This is a genomic window from Methyloceanibacter sp. wino2 (assembly GCF_003071365.1).
GTDB lineage: Bacteria > Pseudomonadota > Alphaproteobacteria > Rhizobiales > Methyloligellaceae > Methyloceanibacter.
This window is the reverse complement of sequence record NZ_CP028960.1, coordinates 241,410-257,702: the sequence shown is the minus strand read 5'-3', so window position 1 is coordinate 257,702 and position 16,293 is coordinate 241,410. Positions and strand designations below refer to the sequence as shown.

The following is a 16,293-nucleotide window of genomic DNA, read 5'->3' as shown; positions in this document are numbered from 1 at the left end:
TTAGGAGGTGAGCTCCTGAGCCAATCGATAAGCGGCGCGGAAGTCGAGATAGACGGGCTTTTCGGCCTCGATCATCTCTTTGAACATGCCGATCTCGGTCTTGTACTTGATGTCGCCGATCGCCAGCGCGCCGATGCCGACAGCGCCGTCCGCACCCTCGACAGGAACGCCGTTGTCCTGAATGCCGACACCCTCGATACCGAGCGGCGGAACGGCGTTCACATCGGCGACGACTTTGAGGTTCTTGGCGGGCTTGAACTGCTCGAGGCCCAAAATCTGACGGCCGGCGGGACCAGCGGAGAAGATGACGTCGGCGCTCTGCGCGAGTTCTTCCTTCTGTTCCTCGGTCGTGCCGTCGGCGTAGCCGAGATCCACGTTGAAGCGGTCATTGGCTTCCATGGTCAGGCGGCGCACGCGCTCCGGACCGTCATAGCCGACGAGAAAGGCCTTGGCGCCGTCCATGGAAGCAATGACAGCGGAAGCAAAGGCAACCACGCCCGTGCCGCCATAGACGATGACCCGCTTGTCCTTGAAGTCGGTCTTGAAGGTCTTCTTCAGGGCCGTCTTGGCGCAGGCCACCATGGCCGCGGCGGTGGTGAACGATCCGGCTGGATCGGCGAACACCGATACCTCGAACGGGGGCACCATGGCCTTCTTGGCCTTGTCCATCATGTCGAGCGACTCGATGGCGCGCTTGCCGCCGATGAAGACGGCCTGGCGTTTGATGCCCTCGGGGCTGCGGGAAAAGATGGCGTCCTGCACGAGGCCGTAAATGTCCTCGATCGTGGCGTTCGTATAGGGAATGGCGTGATCGTAGCCGGCGTCGATTCCCATGTTGATGTCGAACGGGCTCATATATTTGAGCGGCGTGATCATGTGCAGAATACGTGGCGGGGCCATCGCTGCCATCTCCCCAGACTTGATGCGGCCTGCGCGCTTCTCCACGCGGTCGGCCGGGTGTGTTGCTCTTATGACTTCCGCTTTAGCACATCGAGCGCGACTGGAAAGAACCTCAAACGCCCGTTGAGCCCAGATTCTTGGCCGACGTCAGGTGCGGGGACGTGATCTCGGCGCCTTGGTTGCGGCCCTTGGCGATCATGAGCTCCAGGGCGGAGCCGTCGTCGCGCGCACGCGCGACATCGAAGGCAATCGCGAACAGACGCTCCGCCTCGGCCTCAGAATCGGCGAAGGCAAAGCCGGTCGGCCCCCAGGAACTCTGACCGAGCCCGGTCACGCCGTCCGCCCGCAAGGCTTCGAGGACCGCGCCGACGCGGGGGCTGGTGAAGATGCCGCCCTGGCTCGGCGCGAAATACTCGCCCATGCGCGCCTGCAGGTATCCGACCTCCTCGCAGAAGACGTCGAAATTTTCGTCCTGAAGCGCCGGCAAGGCGCGTTCGAGAACCCGCGTCTCGAGAGCCGACCGCGCATCCTCCGAATAGGCGGGGGCGGTTTCGAAGGCCGCCACCTCGTCCGCGCCGTCGAGGCCCTTGGAGTGCGGATCGAATATCAGCAAGGCCCGCCAATGCTCCGGGAAGGGGACTCGTGCTACGAGCCACGGCAAGGCCCCGTCGTACGGTCCGCTGTCCAGGACCGCACCGCCGGTCTCGAACGTTGCGATGCCGATCCCGGAGCGCGCGCCCCGTCCGAGGATGCCCGCGATTTCGGGCGCGGAGAGGTCCAGCCCTTCCAGCGCTCCGAAGGCGGCGCCGACCGCCAGCGCGAGCTGCGTACCGGAGCCGAGCCCGGCATGCGAAGGGATCGCCTCCGTGACGTCCAAGCGATAGGCGTGGTCGATGCCGTAGGCCTCCGCGATTTTGCGCAGATAGCGCGCCGCGCGTTGCGCCTCCGGCCCGGTGACCAGGGTCTCGCCTGCGCGCTGCAGGGTCAGCCGCGTCCACGGCCGGTCGAGCGACAGCCCGAAACTGCCGAAGGGCCGCGCCGTCCGCCCGCTGGGGTCGAAGAACCCAAAATGCAGACGCGCCGTCGTGGCGACCGACACTGCGGGCCCGAGGCTTTCGTCGTGGTTCTCGGTCTGGGACTGGGACAACTCAGTCAACATCGTTTCCATAAGGGCCAAAACTTCTTGGGCACGCAAATTTGAGCACTAGAACATGCCGTTCGGATTGGCCGAGCTTTCCGGCGCAAGTTGAAGGACGTCCCAGTGCTCGACAACCTTCCCGGCATCGTCCAGCCGGAAAATATCGATGCCAATCCAGTCCTGATCGCCGGGCCATTCCTGAAGACAATGCAGCACCACGAAATTCCCCTCGGCCAGGATCCGCTTGAAGGTCACGCGCTTGCCGGGATAGCGGCGCTGCATTTCCTCAAAGTACTCGATAAACCCGTCCGTCCCATCCTTCACGTGTGGGTTGTGCTGGATATAGGTGTCTCCAATATAACGCGCGACCGCCTCGGCGGGGCGGCACTGGTTGAAGGCTAGGTCATAGAAGGCCGTTGCGGTCTCTTTGTTGCGCTCAATGTCGGGCATACGCGTTCCCTTTGAACAGCCTCCATTGATCCGCTCAAGGCCCGCCGATATGCTCAGCGTGGCTACAGTTTGATGAGCGACGCAACGATCAAAATGTTGCGGCGCACTGTTTCAAAAGACGAGAGCGATGGCAACGAAAGAGCGCACCTACAGCGAGGCCGAGGTCGAGAAGCGTCTGAAAGAAGAGCTTCCTCACTGGTATCTCGAAGACGGCTGGATTCGCCGCAAGTACAAGACCAATAGCTGGAAGGGCACGCTGATGGTGATCAACACCATTGGCCATCTGTCCGAAGCGGCCTGGCACCACCCGGACATCACCGCGTCTTACGCCTGGGTCGAGGTGCGGCTGATGAACCATGCGGCAAAAGGAATCAGCGACAAGGACTTCGAACTGGCCAAGAAAATCGAGGATGTCGTGCACTGGCAGCCCGGTGGCGAGGGCGGTTCCCTGGAGGGGACACCCGAGGACGACATGCGGTTCTCCTACATCAAATACGACAAGCCCAAGAGCTGACCGTTGAGCGAGCCGTTCGCTCGCATGCTTAGTCCGTAGGCAATCTTGTCATCGCGCGCCGATCGGCCCCGATCGGGTGACCCGTGACAGCAAATTTGTCGTCGAACCCGACTGGCTGTGCTTGCGCCGGGGAGGCCATCTGTTTATCTCTGTAGCCGATTCAAGAAGAAGTGCCTGGGAGGACAACGAGTTTGGACAGCACGCTCCAACGTGCAGCGGATTTACTCGCACAGGCACGTTTCCCGGTCTTCGGCGGTCTCTTTACCGATGTGGATGGCGCCACGGCGGCGCTCGCTCTGGCACAGAAACTCGGCGGTGTGGTCGACCATGCCGCGAGTGAAGGCACGTCGCGCGCAGCGCGCGTGATGCGCGAGACCGGCTCGACTCCGGCGAGCTTCGGCGAGGTTCGCAATCGCGCCGACACCGTCGTTCTGATTGGCGACGGTCCGCGCGAGCGCGACGCTGATCTCCTGGAAAAACTGTTTCCGGCCAAGAACCTGCCGCGCCCCGGCGATAACAAGCGCGAGCTGATTGTTGTCGGCACGAAGAAGGGCAAGACGCCCGCAGGCATTCGCACCACCGAGATCGGCGGCAAGAACCCGCTGCCGGAGCTTGTGGCGTTGCTGGGAGCCGCCACGCGCGAGATGCCGTTTGAGACTCGCGACGCAGCGCTTGGCAAGAAAGTCCTCTCAGCCGGACAAAGGCTGCGGGACTCTGCGTTTGTCGTGTTCGTCTACGATCCGGCCGAGCTCGAAGAGCCGGTCATGCATACGGTGCTCGAGACCGTTCGCTATCTCGTCAAGACGACCCGCGCGTCCACGCTTGCTATGTCCGCGCCCGGCAACGGCGACGGCGTGAATCTCTGTTCCATCTGGACCTGTGCCTTGCCGGTACGGACGAGCTTCGCAGGCGAGATCCCTGAGAACAACATGTGGGCCTTCGAGACGGAGCGCCTGCTCAAGAGCGGCGAGGCTGATGCCCTCGTCTGGATCGACGCGCTGGACGGCGCCGAGGTAGCGCCGCCGACGCGGGCTTTCCGGGGCGTCCCGTCCATCGTGCTGTCGTCGAAGCCTGTGAAGGCGGGCCGCGACGATGTAGTGATCGAAGTGGGCGCGGCCGCCGCCGACCACGATGCCGCGCTCTACCTGCCGCCCATCGCGGGTATCGGCGTGGTCAAGGCCAAGTCCGCAAAGTCCGACAAGCCGACCGTGGCGGACGTGTTGAATAAGATCGGTACGCTGATCGACGAAAAGGGAGCCGCTTGATGCTCATCCAGCTTAAGGGCGGCCGGGTCATCGATCCCGCGAACAATCGCGATTCCGTGGGCGATGTCTATCTGAAGAACGGCCGCGTGGTCGCGGCGCCCGAGGGTCGCGAGCCTGACGAAGTCCATGACGTGTCCGGCAAGATCGTCATGGCGGGCGCGATCGACGTGCACTCGCACATCGCCGGCACCAACGTGACGCTCGGCCGTCAGTTGATGCCCGAGCTTCCGCTCATCGCTGCCTCTGAAGGCCAGCCTTACGGTCCGTCTCCCGCGGTGTGGGGCTCCTATGCCACCGGCATCCGTTATGCGGAGATGGGCTACACCACGGTGATCGAGCCGGCGATGATCCCGACCCATGCCATCCAGGCCCACAAGGAAATGGCGGCGATCCCGATCATCGACTGCGCCGGCCTCGTGGTGCTTGGCAACGACGACTACACGCTCAACCTGCTCCGCAAGGGCGACGTCAAGAGCGACGAGTTGAAGGATTACGTCGCCTGGACGTTGGCGCACTCGAAGGCGCTCGGCCTCAAGGTGATCAACGCCGGCGGCTCCGAGGCCTTCAAGTTCAATGCGCGCACGTTCGATCTCGATGAGCAGGTGCCCGAATACGGCGTGACCTCGCGCGGCATCGTCGAAGCGATGCAGCAAGCCATCGCCGATCTCGGCGTGCCCCATCCGCCGCACGTTCACACGAACAATCTCGGCATCGCCGGTAATGTCGACACGGCCGTGGCGACGCTGAAAGCGACCGGAGGACACCCGATCCATCTGGCGCATATCCAGTTCTATGGCTACGGCAAGGAAGGCGATAAGGGCTTCTCGTCGGGCGCACCGGCGCTCATGGAAGCAATCAACAAGCACAAGAAGGCGACGGTCGACGTGGGGCAGGTCATGTTCGGCCAGACCATCACGATCTCCGGCGACGTGCTGCGCCAATTCGACGGCCGCCGTGCCGCCAACCCGAAAAAGTGGGTGATCAACCAGGCCGAAGGCAACGGCACGGGCGTCGTGCCGTACAATTACAAGAAGAAGAGCTTCGTCAACGCGCTGCAATGGGCCATCGGCCTCGAGATCTTCCTGCTCGCGGAGGACCCTTGGCGGGTGCTGTTCTCGACCGATCATCCCAACGGTGCACTCTTCACGCGCTATCCCGAGATCTTCCATCTCTTGATGGACAAGAACGAGCGCTCGCGCTGGTTCGATGCGTTGCCCGAGGCTTCGCGTCAGGTGTCGGGGCTCGCCGGTATCTCGCGCGAGATCACCCTGTCCGAACTGGCGATCATGACGCGCGCGGCGCCGGCGAAGGTTTTGGGCCTGACCGACCGCGGCCATCTGGCGCCGGGCGCGGTGGCCGATGTCGCCGTCTACACCGAGCAGAAGAACAAGACGAAGATGTTCTCCGCCGCCGACCTGGTGTTCAAGTCCGGCAAGCTCGTCGTGCGCAAGGGCACTGTCGTCGATCTAAGCTGGGGGCAGTGCTACCACGTGGATCCCGGCTTCGACCGTCAGATCGAAAAGCGCGTGCGTTCTTACTACGAGACCTATTATGGCGCCGACCCCTCATGGTTCGGCGTGACCGAAACCGTTTCCGATCGTCCCGATCGGTTCGCGACCATTCGTTGTGCGAGCTGACATGCCAGAGCTGAAAGTCAAAGGCGTCACCATTGTCGAGACGTTCGCGGAAGCCTTCCCCATGGTGGGCACGCGCGTCATCATCACCGCGCCGACCGCCGAGTGGGCCATGATCTCGGCCCGCACCATGACGGGCTTCGCGACTTCCGTGATCGCGTGCGGCGCGGAAGGCGGAATCGAGCGCACCCTGTCGAAGTCCGAGACGCCCGACGGGCGCCCTGGCGTCGCCGTGCTGCTGTTCACCATGGACGCGAACATGCTGCAGACGCAGCTGCGCAACCGGGTAGGGCAGTGCGTGCTGACCAGCCCCGGCTCTGCGTGCTACGCGGGGCTCAAGGGCGAGAAGAGTCTGAAACTCGGCTCCTCCTTGCGCTTCTTCGGTGACGGCTGGCAGATGTCGAAAGTCATCGGCGGACGCCGCTACTGGCGCATTCCCGTCATGGGCGGCGAGTTCGTTTGCGAGGAAAAGACCGGCATGACGACCAAGGCGGTGGGCGGCGGCAACCTTCTCGTCGTCGGCAAGTCCCACAAGGCCGTGCTCGCGGCTTGCACCCGGGCGGTCAAGGCCATGGCCGAGGTGCCGGATGTGATCACGCCGTTCCCCGGCGGCATCGTGCGGTCGGGCTCGAAGGTCGGCTCAAAATATGCGGGCCAGATCGCATCAACCAATCACGCCTACGCACCGGGGCTGAAATGGCATGCGGACTCGGAGCTGCCGCCGAGCGCCGAAGCGGTCTTGGAGATCGTGATCGACGGGCTGACGGCGGACGCGGTCCATGAAGCCATGCATGAGGGCCTCCACGCGATTGCCAAGGGTGGCGCGCGCGAGGGCATCACCCACATCACGGCCGGCAATTACGGCGGCAACCTCGGGCCCCATCACTTCCACCTTAAGGAGATTGTCGGGTGAGCGCGCTTAGTTTCGAGCTCAAGGGACGGCCTGAGCAACGGCTCGACCTGTCGTCGTTGGTGCCAAGCCGTCTCGACGGTCTGAACCGCAAAGAGATCGAGGCGTTGTCGGTTGCGACGACGCGCGAGGCTCTGACGGTAGGCGACGCCTTCAAGGTGAAGGGCAGGGATGTCCAGAACCTCCACTTCGTCGGGACCGACGATCGTTGCGACAAGATCGGCGCCAAGCTTGCCGGCGGCGAGATCGTGGTCGACGGCGATGTCGGCATGCTGCTCGGTGCGCAGATGAAGCGCGGTAAGATCGCAGTGGACGGCAGCGCGGGCGTGTCCGTGGGCGCAAGCATGTCCGGCGGTGAAATCAGTGTACGGCGCGATGTCGGCGACCAGGCCGGCGGCGTCGCCTTCGGTGAGACCTTCGGTATGAAGGGCGGGTTCATTTCCATCGGCGGCGATGCGGGATCGCTTCTGGGAGAGCGTCTGCGGCGCGGGCTCATCGTTGTCGGCGGCAAGGCTGGCGACTACGCGGGCGGCCGGATGGTTGCTGGCACGCTTCTGCTTCGGGGCGGCGCGGGCCGCTACGCGGGCTACGGTAACCGCCGCGGCAGTCTCATTTTCGCAGACAAGCCGCGCCACCTCATGCCGACCTATGTGGACAGCGGCGTCATGGAGTTCGACTACCTTCGCCTGTTGGAAACATGGCTGCGCGAGCAGGGCATGCGGATTCGCCTCGGCGGCCGCGCCCGCAGGCTCATGGGCGATATGGCCGTTCTCGGCAAAGGCGAAATGCTGATCCTCGAATAGAGCGGGGCAGCCCGCGCCGGCGGACACTTGACGCCGGATGGACGCTTCTCCTTTATGCTGGGCGTTTAAGCTGGGTCGCCTTGCACTTTTCCATGACGTCTTCGCCCTTCGTTCTTCTAGATGACAGTCTCACCTCCGGTGAGCGCAGCCTGCTTTTCGAGCAGGCCGAGGAGATCGTCTGCGTCGACAGACCGGAGGACGTCGATTCCGGGCTTCAGCGCATTTCCGATGGGCTGGCGCGCGGCCTCCATGCGGCCGGCTATTTCTCCTACGAGCTCGGCTATTGCCTCGAGCCGAAACTAGCCGGGCTGATGCCCGCGAACCGCGCGGTGCCGCTTTTCTGGGTGGGCCTGTACGGTGAGCCCAAGCGGATGGGGACGAAGCTGTCCGCCACTGGCTCGGTGAGCGCGGCGGGGCAGGCCACGCCAAGATCTCGAACTTGGAGTTGTCGTGGACCCGGGAGGAGTATGGTCGCGCGTTCCGAACCGTTCAGGACTACATCGCCGCCGGTGACGTCTATCAAATCAATCTCACGCAGAAATATCTGTTCGACTTCGAGGGCGATCCGACCGCGCTTTACGCGGCGCTGCGCCGGCGCCAACTCGTCGCCTATGGCGCGCTGATCGAAACGCCGGACCTTGCCGTTCTCTCGCTCTCGCCGGAACTGTTCTTCCGCCGTGAGAATCAACAGCTCTCCACGCGGCCCATGAAGGGCACCGCCCCGAGAGGCCGGACGCCGCGTGAGGACGCGCGCCTCAAGACCTGGCTCGCCATGGACGAGAAGCAGCGCGCCGAGAATCTCATGATCGTGGATCTCCTGCGCAACGATCTCGCGCGGGTCTCGCGGATCGGCTCGGTGGAGGTGACCGACCTCTTCACGGTCGAGACCTATCGCACCGTGCATCAGATGACCTCGGGCATTACGTCCGAACTGCGCTCCGACATGGAACTCGCCGATATGCTCGGCGCGCTGTTTCCCTGCGGCTCGATTACCGGCGCGCCGAAGGTGCGGGCGATGGAGATCATCCGCGAAGTGGAGAAGGAGCCGCGCGGCATCTATACCGGCGCCATCGGCACGATCGCGCCGTCCGGCGAATGCCAGTTCAACGTGGCTATCCGCACGGCGGTCCTGTCGGATGGGCGCGGTGAGATGGGAATCGGCGGCGGCATCGTCGCGGACTCGAAGGAAGACTCCGAACATGCGGAATGCCTGCTCAAGGCGCAGTTCCTGACAGAGTCCGGCGGGCCGTTCGAACTGATCGAAACGCTGCGGTGGCAGAGCGAGCGCGGCTACCACCTCCTCGAACGCCATCTTCTGCGGCTCCAGGCATCCGCGGCCCATTTCGGTTATCGCTATGACCGGAACACCGTCGTCGCAGCACTGGAGGCGGAAGCAGACAAGATTACCTCGCCGGTGGCAATGGTGCGTCTGCTGTTGTTCGAGGACGGGACGGTGCAGGTCAGCTCACGCGAGATCGAACTGCCGACCAAGGACACGGTCTGGCGGTTCGTCATCTCGGACCAGCGCGTCGATGAGACGGACCCGTTCTTCTACCACAAGACCACGCGGCGCCAGTTCTACGATGGGGAGATGGAACGGCAGAAGGACCTCACAGGGTGCGATGAGGTCGTCTTCCTCAATAAGCGCGGTGAACTGACGGAAGGCACGCGGACAAATCTCTTCGTCGAAAGGGATGGGCGCTTGTTCACGCCCGCGCTCCGCTGCGGACTTCTGCCCGGCACGTTGCGGGAAGAACTCCTCGACCTTCCGCGCGCCGCCGCCAGCGAAGCGGTACTGACCGAGGCCGACCTCAAGCAGGCCGATCGCGTCTATCTCGGCAATTCAGTCCGGGGCCTGGTTCGAGCCGAGCTGTTGCAGGATGCCGGGAGTCCGGACGGGGATCCTTTAGTTTGATCGCCCGTTGGGCTGAAGCAGCAACAGACATCCCAAAAAGAAAATGCCCAGATCCGAAGATCTGGGCGCTTTCCCGGTGTGCGCTCTGCGATGCGCTCCCCTCGCAGTCTGTTCAAGCCGCCTGATGTCAGGTCGTCTTGGAACTCTTGTCGTCTGCGCTGTCCTTGGGCCGTTCCGTCTGAACCTTCTCGGCGGCCTTGCCGAACGATGCGGCGATCTCGGACCACGCCCGCAGGAAACCGTTGCCCACTTCCTGGGCGCCCTGGCGCAGAGGCTCGGCGCGGTCCCAAAGTTCGCGGGCCTTGTCCTTGGCCATGGCGGCGGACTTCTTGCCCTGCTCCGTCAACGTGGCTTGCGTCTGATCGGCTTGGTCAAGCGCCGTCTTCTGCAGCTCTTCGATTTGGGCGGCCGTCGTATTGCGATAGGCATTGGCGCGGCTCAGCACATCCTGGAAGCGCAATTCCATATTGCCGAGAACGGTTTCGCCGAGGGCACCGGCGTGATCGCGTAGGGCCTTCACTTGGCTGCCGAGCGTCTCCAGGTCATGCTGCAGGTCATCCCACTCTTTGTCGGCTTGTGTGGCTTTGTCAGTCTTCGCTTTATTGTCTGTCATGTTTGTCTTCTCAGTCTCTTGGACATCATCGGTCATGGCGGGTCTCTTGAGGCTTGGACGAAGAATCAACTGTCAGTGTGGTCTTAGCGCAATCAAGTGACGATAGGACAATTCCCCGCAATTCCTTAGCCTGGAAGACCATCTTGGCCGTTACAGCAAGACCTGCCGCTTTAGGGGCGGTACGGTCGAACCTTAAATCTTGGCCTTGTTCGGAGCCTCCAGGTATTTCCGGTGAGGCTTACACATTTGGTCTGTTGGGCCAGACATCAAGGGGTCGGTGTTGATTTGAATTGCGCCTGTCGTAGCCTGCGCCGTGTCCGGCCAGGGCAGAGACGAGTCGCGGATGCACCAGGCGCGGCGCGGGGAATGGCGTCTAAAATCGTTTCGGGGGACTAATGCTAGGACAGATTCTCAGCGCGCTGCTTCCAGCGATCATCACCATCATGCTCGGCTACTTCGCCGCCTGGCATCACGATTTTTCGCAAGACGAGGTGCCGACGCTCAACCGCATGGTGATGACCTATGCCCTGCCGCTGGCCTTGTTTGTCGGTGTATTCAGCGCGGGACGCGAGCAACTGCTGAGCAGTTTGCCGCTGGTTTGTTTCCTCCTTCTCGCGATCGTCGGCACGTACGCGCTGGTCCTTCTGGCGGCTGTTTTCATCTTCCGCCATCCCATCGGCTTGAGCGCCCTTCGCGCCTTGATGGCGTCCGGGCCGAGCACGGCCTTTGTCGGTGTTCCCGTACTAGGCTCTCTGTACGGCGACACTGCGAGCATCCCCATTGCGGTCGGTGGCATGATCATCGTGATTTTCCTCCTCCCGACGACGCTCGTTTTATTGGAGCTCGATGCGGCACGGAGCGAACAGGCACTGGCAGGGACAGATGGGGCGGCAACGGCGCCGCCGCATCGCGTCGATATTCCGGGAACGATCATGAAGTCGCTTAAGCGGCCGATCGTCTGGCTTCCGAGTGCAGGCGTCGTCATGGTGCTTCTGGGCGTTGACCTCCCACAAGTCGTCGACCAGTCCTTGTCGTTGCTCGGCCATTCCTCGTCCGGTGTAGCCTTGTTTGCGTCGGGGATCATCCTTGCGGGCTACAATGTGAAGTTCAGCGTGCCCGTCCTTAGTCTCGTTTTCATCAAGAACGTGCTTCAGCCCGCACTGGTCTGTCTGGGCATGCTGTCCCTCGGGTACAAGGATCCCATCTTGGGCCAAGCCGTCGTCACGACGGCGCTGCCGGCGGTCTCGGTCGTGGTGATGCTGGCGGTCCAGTTCCGCACAGCCATTCCGGAGGCCGCGTCGGCGCTGCTGATCAGCACGTTCGGCTCACTGCTGACGATCAGCCTGTTTATTTGGATTATAGGTTAGGCGCTTCGGGACGCGGGCACGGAGTCGGTGCCGACCAAGTCGGACGGGCCGTCTTCGTCGGCATCAATGTTCAGTGATTCAGCGATACGCCGGCGGGCGCGATTGACGCGGCTCTTGATCGTGCCCACGGCGCACCCGGAAATTTCCGCAGCTTCCTCGTAGGAGAAACCGGCCGCGCCGACCAGGACGAGGGCCTCACGTTGATCGTCCGGAAGCTCCGACAGCGCCTCCTCGAAGTCGCGCATATCCATGTGGCCGTGCTGCTCTGGGATCGACGACAGCTTTGCCGCATAGGCCCCATCGACGTCCTCGACCTCGCGCTTCTTCTTGCGGCGTTCCGAGAAATACGTATTCCGGAGGATGGTGAAGAGCCAGGCTTTGAGGTTGGTTCCCTCCTGGAACGACGACAGGTTGTTCCACGCCTTGTAGAGCGTCTCCTGCACGAGGTCGTCGGCCCGCTCGCGGTCGCCGCAGAGCGACACGGCGAAGGCCCGCAGGCTGCCGATTTGGCCCACGAGCGCATCTTTGAGGCCCGGTGAAACGGTCTCTGGCAAGTTACTTCTCTCCGCTGTCGTCGAGATCCTTGAGAAGCCTCAAAAGGTGCTCGGGAACCGGTTCCTCGGCGACAGAATCGAACATCGCTCGAACCTGTCGGCCGATATGGGCTTGGAGGGCGGGGGACATACTTGCATCCGGCTGGGCCGCAGGCTCGACGATGCCATCGTCTGGCTGCTGGGTGCTCTTACTGGCGTCGACAGACATGCGCCTTTGAGCCTTATCCTTATCGTCTTCGGTCACAACGGTTCCTTATCGGTACGATCAGCACGCCGATTGTAACCGATAACCGCTGTACATCTGCACCGGAAAAACCCGCAATCCTTCAATCGGTTCCAAACTCAAGACGATTTTGCCAAAGTTTCGTGGCAGCTTTTTGCCTGGCAGCGATCCAGCGCATTGTTTCTTTCGCCTCCGTGTGTGAGACAATGGGCGGTCGATTGGCCAGTATCTCAGGCTCTTTTGGGGATCACCGTTCCATGCAGTTGTCTCAGACCATCGCGCCGCATTTGCCGTTGCTCAGGCGGTTCGCGCGTGCCCTCGCTGGCTCCCAGACCGCGGGCGACGCCTATGTCGCGGCGACCCTCCAGGTCTTGGCGGAGGATCCGTCCCTGTTCGACAACGGTCTTGATCCCCGGGTCGCGCTCTACCGCACCTTCGTCAGCATGTGGAATTCCGTCGGCCTGAATCTCAAGACCGAGGTTTTCGACCGGGGGGACTCGCCGGTCGACCGGCAGCTGGAACAGATCACCCCGCTGGCCCGGCAAGCGTTCGTGCTCTGCTCGGTCGAAGGGTTTTCAGTCGACGAGACCGCCGACATCCTCAACACCACGCCTAGCAACGTGCAGGCGCTGCTGGATGATGCGGGCCGGGAGATTGCGGCGCAGGTCGCAACCGATGTGCTCATCATCGAGGACGAGCCGATGATTGCCATGGACCTTGAAGCAATCGTGGAGGGGCTGGGGCACCAGGTGGCGGGCGTCGCCCGGACCCATGCCGAGGCGGTCGATGCGGCGTCGAGCAAGAAGCCGGGGTTGGTTCTCGCCGATATTCAGCTTGCGGACGGCAGTTCGGGGCTCGACGCGGTCAATGAGATTCTGGGCTCGTTCGAGGTGCCGGTGATCTTCATCACGGCCTATCCGGACCGGCTGCTCACGGGCGAGCGTCCCGAGCCGGCCTTCTTGATCACCAAGCCCTATCAACCCGATACGGTGAAGGCGATCGTGTCGCAGGCGCTGTTCTTCGAGCAGCACGCCAAACGCAAGAGCTGATTGATAGCGCCCCGTCGTGACGGCTCGCGGCGCTAGATCTTGCCGAGGAACTTAAGCACGAGCAGCAAGACGATGATCAAACCTACGAGGCCAGCCGGGAACGCGCCCCAGGCGCGGCTATAGGGCCAGGCGGGCAATACGGCGAGCAAAACCGCGACCAGGATGATGAGGAGAATTGTTGAGCCCATTTCGTCTCTCTGAGCGTGGTTCTTCGCGATGACCCTCGGGATCGCGCCGACCATAGACTATTCTCCGTATGACGCTAGGCTTCGGCGGTCCGCAATTATCAGCCCGACTGGCGAAACCGATTGCCGCTCCCCACGTTTCCGTAGGGACAGTGCCCGGTCGAGGCGCAGGAAGGATTCGACGTGATCAATCCAAATCCCATCCTTGTTGTGGAGGACGAGTTTCTCATTGCGCTCGATATCGTGGCGGCTCTCGAGAATGCGGGGCTGGCGGTCGTCGGTCCCGCGAGTACGGTCAGCGATGCGTTGAGTGCGATCCAGAGCCGTCCCTTACGCGGTGCTCTGCTCGATGCCCACCTGGGAGGCGAATCCGCCAGCCGTATCGCGGATGTCCTGGCAACGCGCGGGCTGCCGTTTGCCTTTGTCAGCGGTTATGGGCGCGAAAGCCTGCCGCCGGCCCACAATGCAGCCCCTCTGGTTCGAAAGCCGTTCACGGACCAGGAGATCCTCGCGGCGGTCGCCGGGTTTTGACAACCGCGCCGTGCAACAATTCGGGAAGTGACGCGTTTGGCGTAGGCGCAGTCGCGCTTGTGTCTTGGCGCGGGCCAACGGCGGGTAGGACCACGGATGTTACTGACCTGGGCGATAATATTTGCGGTGGTGGCGCTGATTGCCGGCGTGTTCGGTTTTGGCGGGGTCGCATCGGCGGCAGCCGGTGTCGCACGGGTCCTGTTCTTCATCTTCCTCCTTGTGTTCCTGGTCACGCTGATCGCGGCACTCGTTTAGCCGGGGCAGATACGCGGGTCTTTCTGTGAGCGGCGCAGTCTCTATGCAGGCGCATATGACCATGGCTTCGGGGACGGTTCTCACCGTGGTCGGTGTTCTCCTGGCCTGCGGGCTGCTGATCTACCTCCTTGTCGCGCGCAAGAACGGGCAGACGCGCGAGGCCGCCAGGCAACAGCTGGAAGACGACCTCGAGCGGCGCACGCAGGAATTGGCTGAGGCGGAAAAGCAGTTCGGGGTCGAGCGGTCCGCCAGCGAACAGCAGCTTCGGCTGTTGCTCCGTGAACTGACGCACCGGTCCAAGAACCTTCTGGCCGTGATCCAGGCCATTGCCCGCCAGACGGCACGGCAGACAGCGACCGTCGACGAATTTCTCGACCGGTTCGGTGCACGGCTCCACGGGATTGGGATGTCCCACGACCTTCTCGTCGCGGACGACTGGCATGGGGCCTCGTTGCGGATGCTGGTGGAACAGCAGCTGGAACAGCATATGGACGGCCCCGGCAAGCAGGTCACGATCGAAGGCGAAGACGTCGTGCTGAAGCCCGAAGCCGTTCACAACCTTGGTATGGCGCTGCACGAGCTAACCGCGAATGCGGAGAAGTACGGCTCGCTATCGAAGCCGGAAGGCGCGGTGCATGTGGGCTGGCAGGTCTGCGAGGACGAGAAGGCCCTGAAAGTCGTCTGGGCGGAAAGCGGCGGCCCGGACGTGGAGACACCGTCCAGTTCGGGTTTCGGGCGCGCGATGATCGAAAATATCGTCGGCCAAGCCCTTGCCGGCAAAGTGGCTTTGTCCTTCCCGGTCGAGGGCGTCCGCTGTGAGATCGTGATTCCGGCCTCCCACATCACCTCGCGGGGGTAGGGCGCTTCGGCCGTTATCCAGGCCCCTCATCCGGACCGCTCCCGATAAAGCGCTCGTGAACAGCTGTGCGCCGAAGTTGAATTGAAGGTCGGCCGGTAATCCTTAGATTCTTGTCATATCCATTGGCTTAGACGATCACGACAGCCGCCAATGGGGAAGGAGCCATGATGGTATCGCGACGACAGATTCTACTCGGCACCGCCGGCGTTGCGGCGGCTGCGGCTGGCGGCGCGGTTCTGCTGCGCGGGCATGGTTCGCCGGCGACCGCCGCTGCGGACGGCAAATTCGAGATTACGAAGACGCCCGAAGAGTGGCGCAAGATTCTGACGCCCGAGCAATACGCGGTGTTGCGCGAGGAGGACACCGAGGCGCGCTGGACCAGCCCGCTGAACAAGGAAAAGCGGCAAGGGACCTTTGTCTGCGCCGGTTGCGACCTCCCGGTCTTCAAGTCGGAAACCAAGTTCGAATCCGGCACTGGCTGGCCGAGCTTCTACGCCCCGATCGAAGGCAATGTCGGGGTTCAGCAGGACTTCAGTTGGGGCATGTCGCGCGACGAAGTGCATTGCCGCCGCTGTGGCGGGCATCTCGGTCATGTCTTCAACGATGGGCCGAAACCGACCGGTTTGCGGTACTGCATCAACGGCGTTTCGCTCAAGTTCGTACCGGCTTAGAGCCGCGTATTCCTTTTTCCTCCCTGACCGACTGCGGCGTGGCTTCGTTCGAGGCCGCGCCGATTCTTTTTGCGATCGGGGCCGCGGTTTTCGGGAACCAAGCCAAAGGGTGCACGTTCTGATCCCGTGGCGGGGTCTGTAATGCGTACCCCGCTCGCCGTACGGGTAATACGGGGGTGAGGGAGTCGGGCTCGGCTCCCCTCGCTCGTACTCAGGTCGGCAGCGTCGGACGACGCACCATGTCCCGCCACGCCCCATCCTCTCAATTGGTTTCAATGGGTTCGCGCTATGTCAGGTAGCGCGCGAGAGTGACAGGCCAATCCCGTCATCAAACCGGTCGCCCCGCCGTGCTACGCGGCGAGCCTGAACGGCCTGATCTCCCACAATTCCGTTTCCCTTTGCCGGACTGCGCCAAGAAAGTAGGATCGGCGCATGAGTTCCACCGAATTGGAAATGC

20 protein-coding genes are annotated in these 16,293 nt (G+C 62.8%); 12 read left to right on the top strand and 8 right to left on the bottom strand.

Annotation, left to right across the window (positions count from 1 at the left end):
* The 3 genes from DCY11_RS01275 to DCY11_RS01265 form a co-directional block, all read right to left on the bottom strand.
* The gene (locus DCY11_RS01275) at positions 1-900 is read right to left on the bottom strand and encodes an NAD(P)-dependent methylenetetrahydromethanopterin dehydrogenase (RefSeq protein WP_245409415.1); all 900 of its coding nucleotides are present in this window, start codon (positions 898-900) and stop codon (positions 1-3) included.
* A 112-nt stretch (positions 901-1,012) separates the two neighbouring features.
* Positions 1,013-2,068: a beta-ribofuranosylaminobenzene 5'-phosphate synthase family protein gene (locus DCY11_RS01270; RefSeq protein ID WP_245409414.1), complete on the bottom strand. Its 1,056-nt coding sequence runs from the start codon at positions 2,066-2,068 to the stop codon at positions 1,013-1,015.
* Between the two features lie 36 nt (positions 2,069-2,104).
* Positions 2,105-2,488, bottom strand: a complete 384-nt coding sequence (locus DCY11_RS01265) for an ester cyclase (protein ID WP_108680804.1) — start codon at positions 2,486-2,488, stop codon at positions 2,105-2,107.
* A 127-nt stretch (positions 2,489-2,615) separates the two neighbouring features.
* Here DCY11_RS01265 and DCY11_RS01260 point away from each other — a divergent pair, with 127 nt between their 5' ends.
* The 5 genes from DCY11_RS01260 (at position 2,616) to DCY11_RS01240 (ending at position 7,614) form a co-directional block, all read left to right on the top strand.
* A complete protein-coding gene (locus DCY11_RS01260; protein ID WP_108680802.1) occupies positions 2,616-3,002 on the top strand; it encodes a 4a-hydroxytetrahydrobiopterin dehydratase in 387 nt (128 codons plus the stop codon).
* 191 nt (positions 3,003-3,193) lie between these two features.
* Complete coding sequence (locus DCY11_RS01255) at positions 3,194-4,267, top strand: hypothetical protein (RefSeq protein ID WP_108680800.1); 1,074 nt, start codon at positions 3,194-3,196, stop codon at positions 4,265-4,267.
* Positions 4,267-5,904, top strand: a complete 1,638-nt coding sequence (locus DCY11_RS01250) for a formylmethanofuran dehydrogenase subunit A (RefSeq protein ID WP_108680798.1) — start codon at positions 4,267-4,269, stop codon at positions 5,902-5,904. The genes DCY11_RS01255 and DCY11_RS01250 overlap by 1 nt, the downstream gene beginning before the upstream one ends.
* Before the next feature lies 1 nt (position 5,905).
* Positions 5,906-6,814, top strand: a complete 909-nt coding sequence (gene fhcD, locus DCY11_RS01245; protein ID WP_208430488.1) for a formylmethanofuran--tetrahydromethanopterin N-formyltransferase — start codon at positions 5,906-5,908, stop codon at positions 6,812-6,814.
* Positions 6,811-7,614: a formylmethanofuran dehydrogenase subunit C gene (locus tag DCY11_RS01240; protein WP_108680796.1), complete on the top strand. Its 804-nt coding sequence runs from the start codon at positions 6,811-6,813 to the stop codon at positions 7,612-7,614. The genes fhcD and DCY11_RS01240 overlap by 4 nt, the downstream gene beginning before the upstream one ends.
* A 116-nt stretch (positions 7,615-7,730) precedes the next feature.
* Here DCY11_RS01240 and DCY11_RS16025 read toward each other — a convergent pair whose 3' ends face one another.
* Positions 7,731-7,865 carry a hypothetical protein gene (locus DCY11_RS16025; RefSeq protein ID WP_256385627.1) on the bottom strand — a complete coding sequence of 45 codons (135 nt, stop codon included), beginning with the start codon at positions 7,863-7,865 and terminating at the stop codon, positions 7,731-7,733.
* A gap of 188 nt (positions 7,866-8,053) precedes the next feature.
* On the opposite strand from DCY11_RS16025, the gene pabB reads away from it, so the two are divergent.
* Positions 8,054-9,529: an aminodeoxychorismate synthase component I gene (gene pabB / locus DCY11_RS15820; RefSeq protein WP_245409413.1), complete on the top strand. Its 1,476-nt coding sequence runs from the start codon at positions 8,054-8,056 to the stop codon at positions 9,527-9,529.
* A 127-nt stretch (positions 9,530-9,656) separates the two neighbouring features.
* Here the strand turns inward: pabB and DCY11_RS01230 are convergent, their stop codons facing one another.
* Complete coding sequence (locus DCY11_RS01230) at positions 9,657-10,142, bottom strand: hypothetical protein (RefSeq protein WP_159079721.1); 486 nt, start codon at positions 10,140-10,142, stop codon at positions 9,657-9,659.
* Positions 10,143-10,537: 395 nt separating this feature from the next.
* On the opposite strand from DCY11_RS01230, the gene DCY11_RS01225 reads away from it, so the two are divergent.
* On the top strand, positions 10,538-11,509 hold the full coding sequence (locus DCY11_RS01225; protein ID WP_108680792.1) for an AEC family transporter: 972 nt from the start codon (positions 10,538-10,540) through the stop codon (positions 11,507-11,509).
* Here DCY11_RS01225 and DCY11_RS01220 read toward each other — a convergent pair.
* Complete coding sequence (locus DCY11_RS01220; protein WP_108680790.1) at positions 11,506-12,063, bottom strand: sigma-70 family RNA polymerase sigma factor; 558 nt, start codon at positions 12,061-12,063, stop codon at positions 11,506-11,508. The two genes, DCY11_RS01225 and DCY11_RS01220, sit on opposite strands and share 4 nt — an antisense overlap.
* A 1-nt stretch (position 12,064) precedes the next feature.
* Positions 12,065-12,271 carry a NepR family anti-sigma factor gene (locus tag DCY11_RS01215; RefSeq protein WP_159079720.1) on the bottom strand — a complete coding sequence of 69 codons (207 nt, stop codon included), beginning with the start codon at positions 12,269-12,271 and terminating at the stop codon, positions 12,065-12,067.
* A gap of 272 nt (positions 12,272-12,543) precedes the next feature.
* On the opposite strand from DCY11_RS01215, the gene DCY11_RS01210 reads away from it, so the two are divergent.
* Positions 12,544-13,335: a response regulator gene (locus DCY11_RS01210; RefSeq protein WP_069445353.1), complete on the top strand. Its 792-nt coding sequence runs from the start codon at positions 12,544-12,546 to the stop codon at positions 13,333-13,335.
* A 32-nt stretch (positions 13,336-13,367) separates the two neighbouring features.
* On the opposite strand, the gene DCY11_RS01205 is transcribed toward DCY11_RS01210, so the two are convergent.
* Complete coding sequence (locus DCY11_RS01205; protein WP_045369815.1) at positions 13,368-13,523, bottom strand: DUF3309 family protein; 156 nt, start codon at positions 13,521-13,523, stop codon at positions 13,368-13,370.
* Positions 13,524-13,703: 180 nt separating this feature from the next.
* Between DCY11_RS01205 and DCY11_RS01200 the strand changes: the two genes are divergently transcribed.
* The 4 genes from DCY11_RS01200 (at position 13,704) to msrB (ending at position 15,836) form a co-directional block, all read left to right on the top strand.
* A complete protein-coding gene (locus DCY11_RS01200) occupies positions 13,704-14,051 on the top strand; it encodes a response regulator (RefSeq protein ID WP_069445354.1) in 348 nt (115 codons plus the stop codon).
* Positions 14,052-14,147: 96 nt separating this feature from the next.
* Positions 14,148-14,306, top strand: a complete 159-nt coding sequence (locus DCY11_RS01195) for a DUF1328 family protein (protein WP_108680786.1) — start codon at positions 14,148-14,150, stop codon at positions 14,304-14,306.
* A gap of 55 nt (positions 14,307-14,361) precedes the next feature.
* Positions 14,362-15,165 (top strand): sensor histidine kinase, encoded by an 804-nt coding sequence (locus DCY11_RS01190; RefSeq protein ID WP_159079719.1) that lies wholly within the window; start codon positions 14,362-14,364, stop codon positions 15,163-15,165.
* A 167-nt stretch (positions 15,166-15,332) separates the two neighbouring features.
* The gene (gene msrB / locus DCY11_RS01185; protein WP_069445517.1) at positions 15,333-15,836 is read left to right on the top strand and encodes a peptide-methionine (R)-S-oxide reductase MsrB; all 504 of its coding nucleotides are present in this window, start codon (positions 15,333-15,335) and stop codon (positions 15,834-15,836) included.
* Positions 15,837-16,293: the final 457 nt, after the last annotated feature.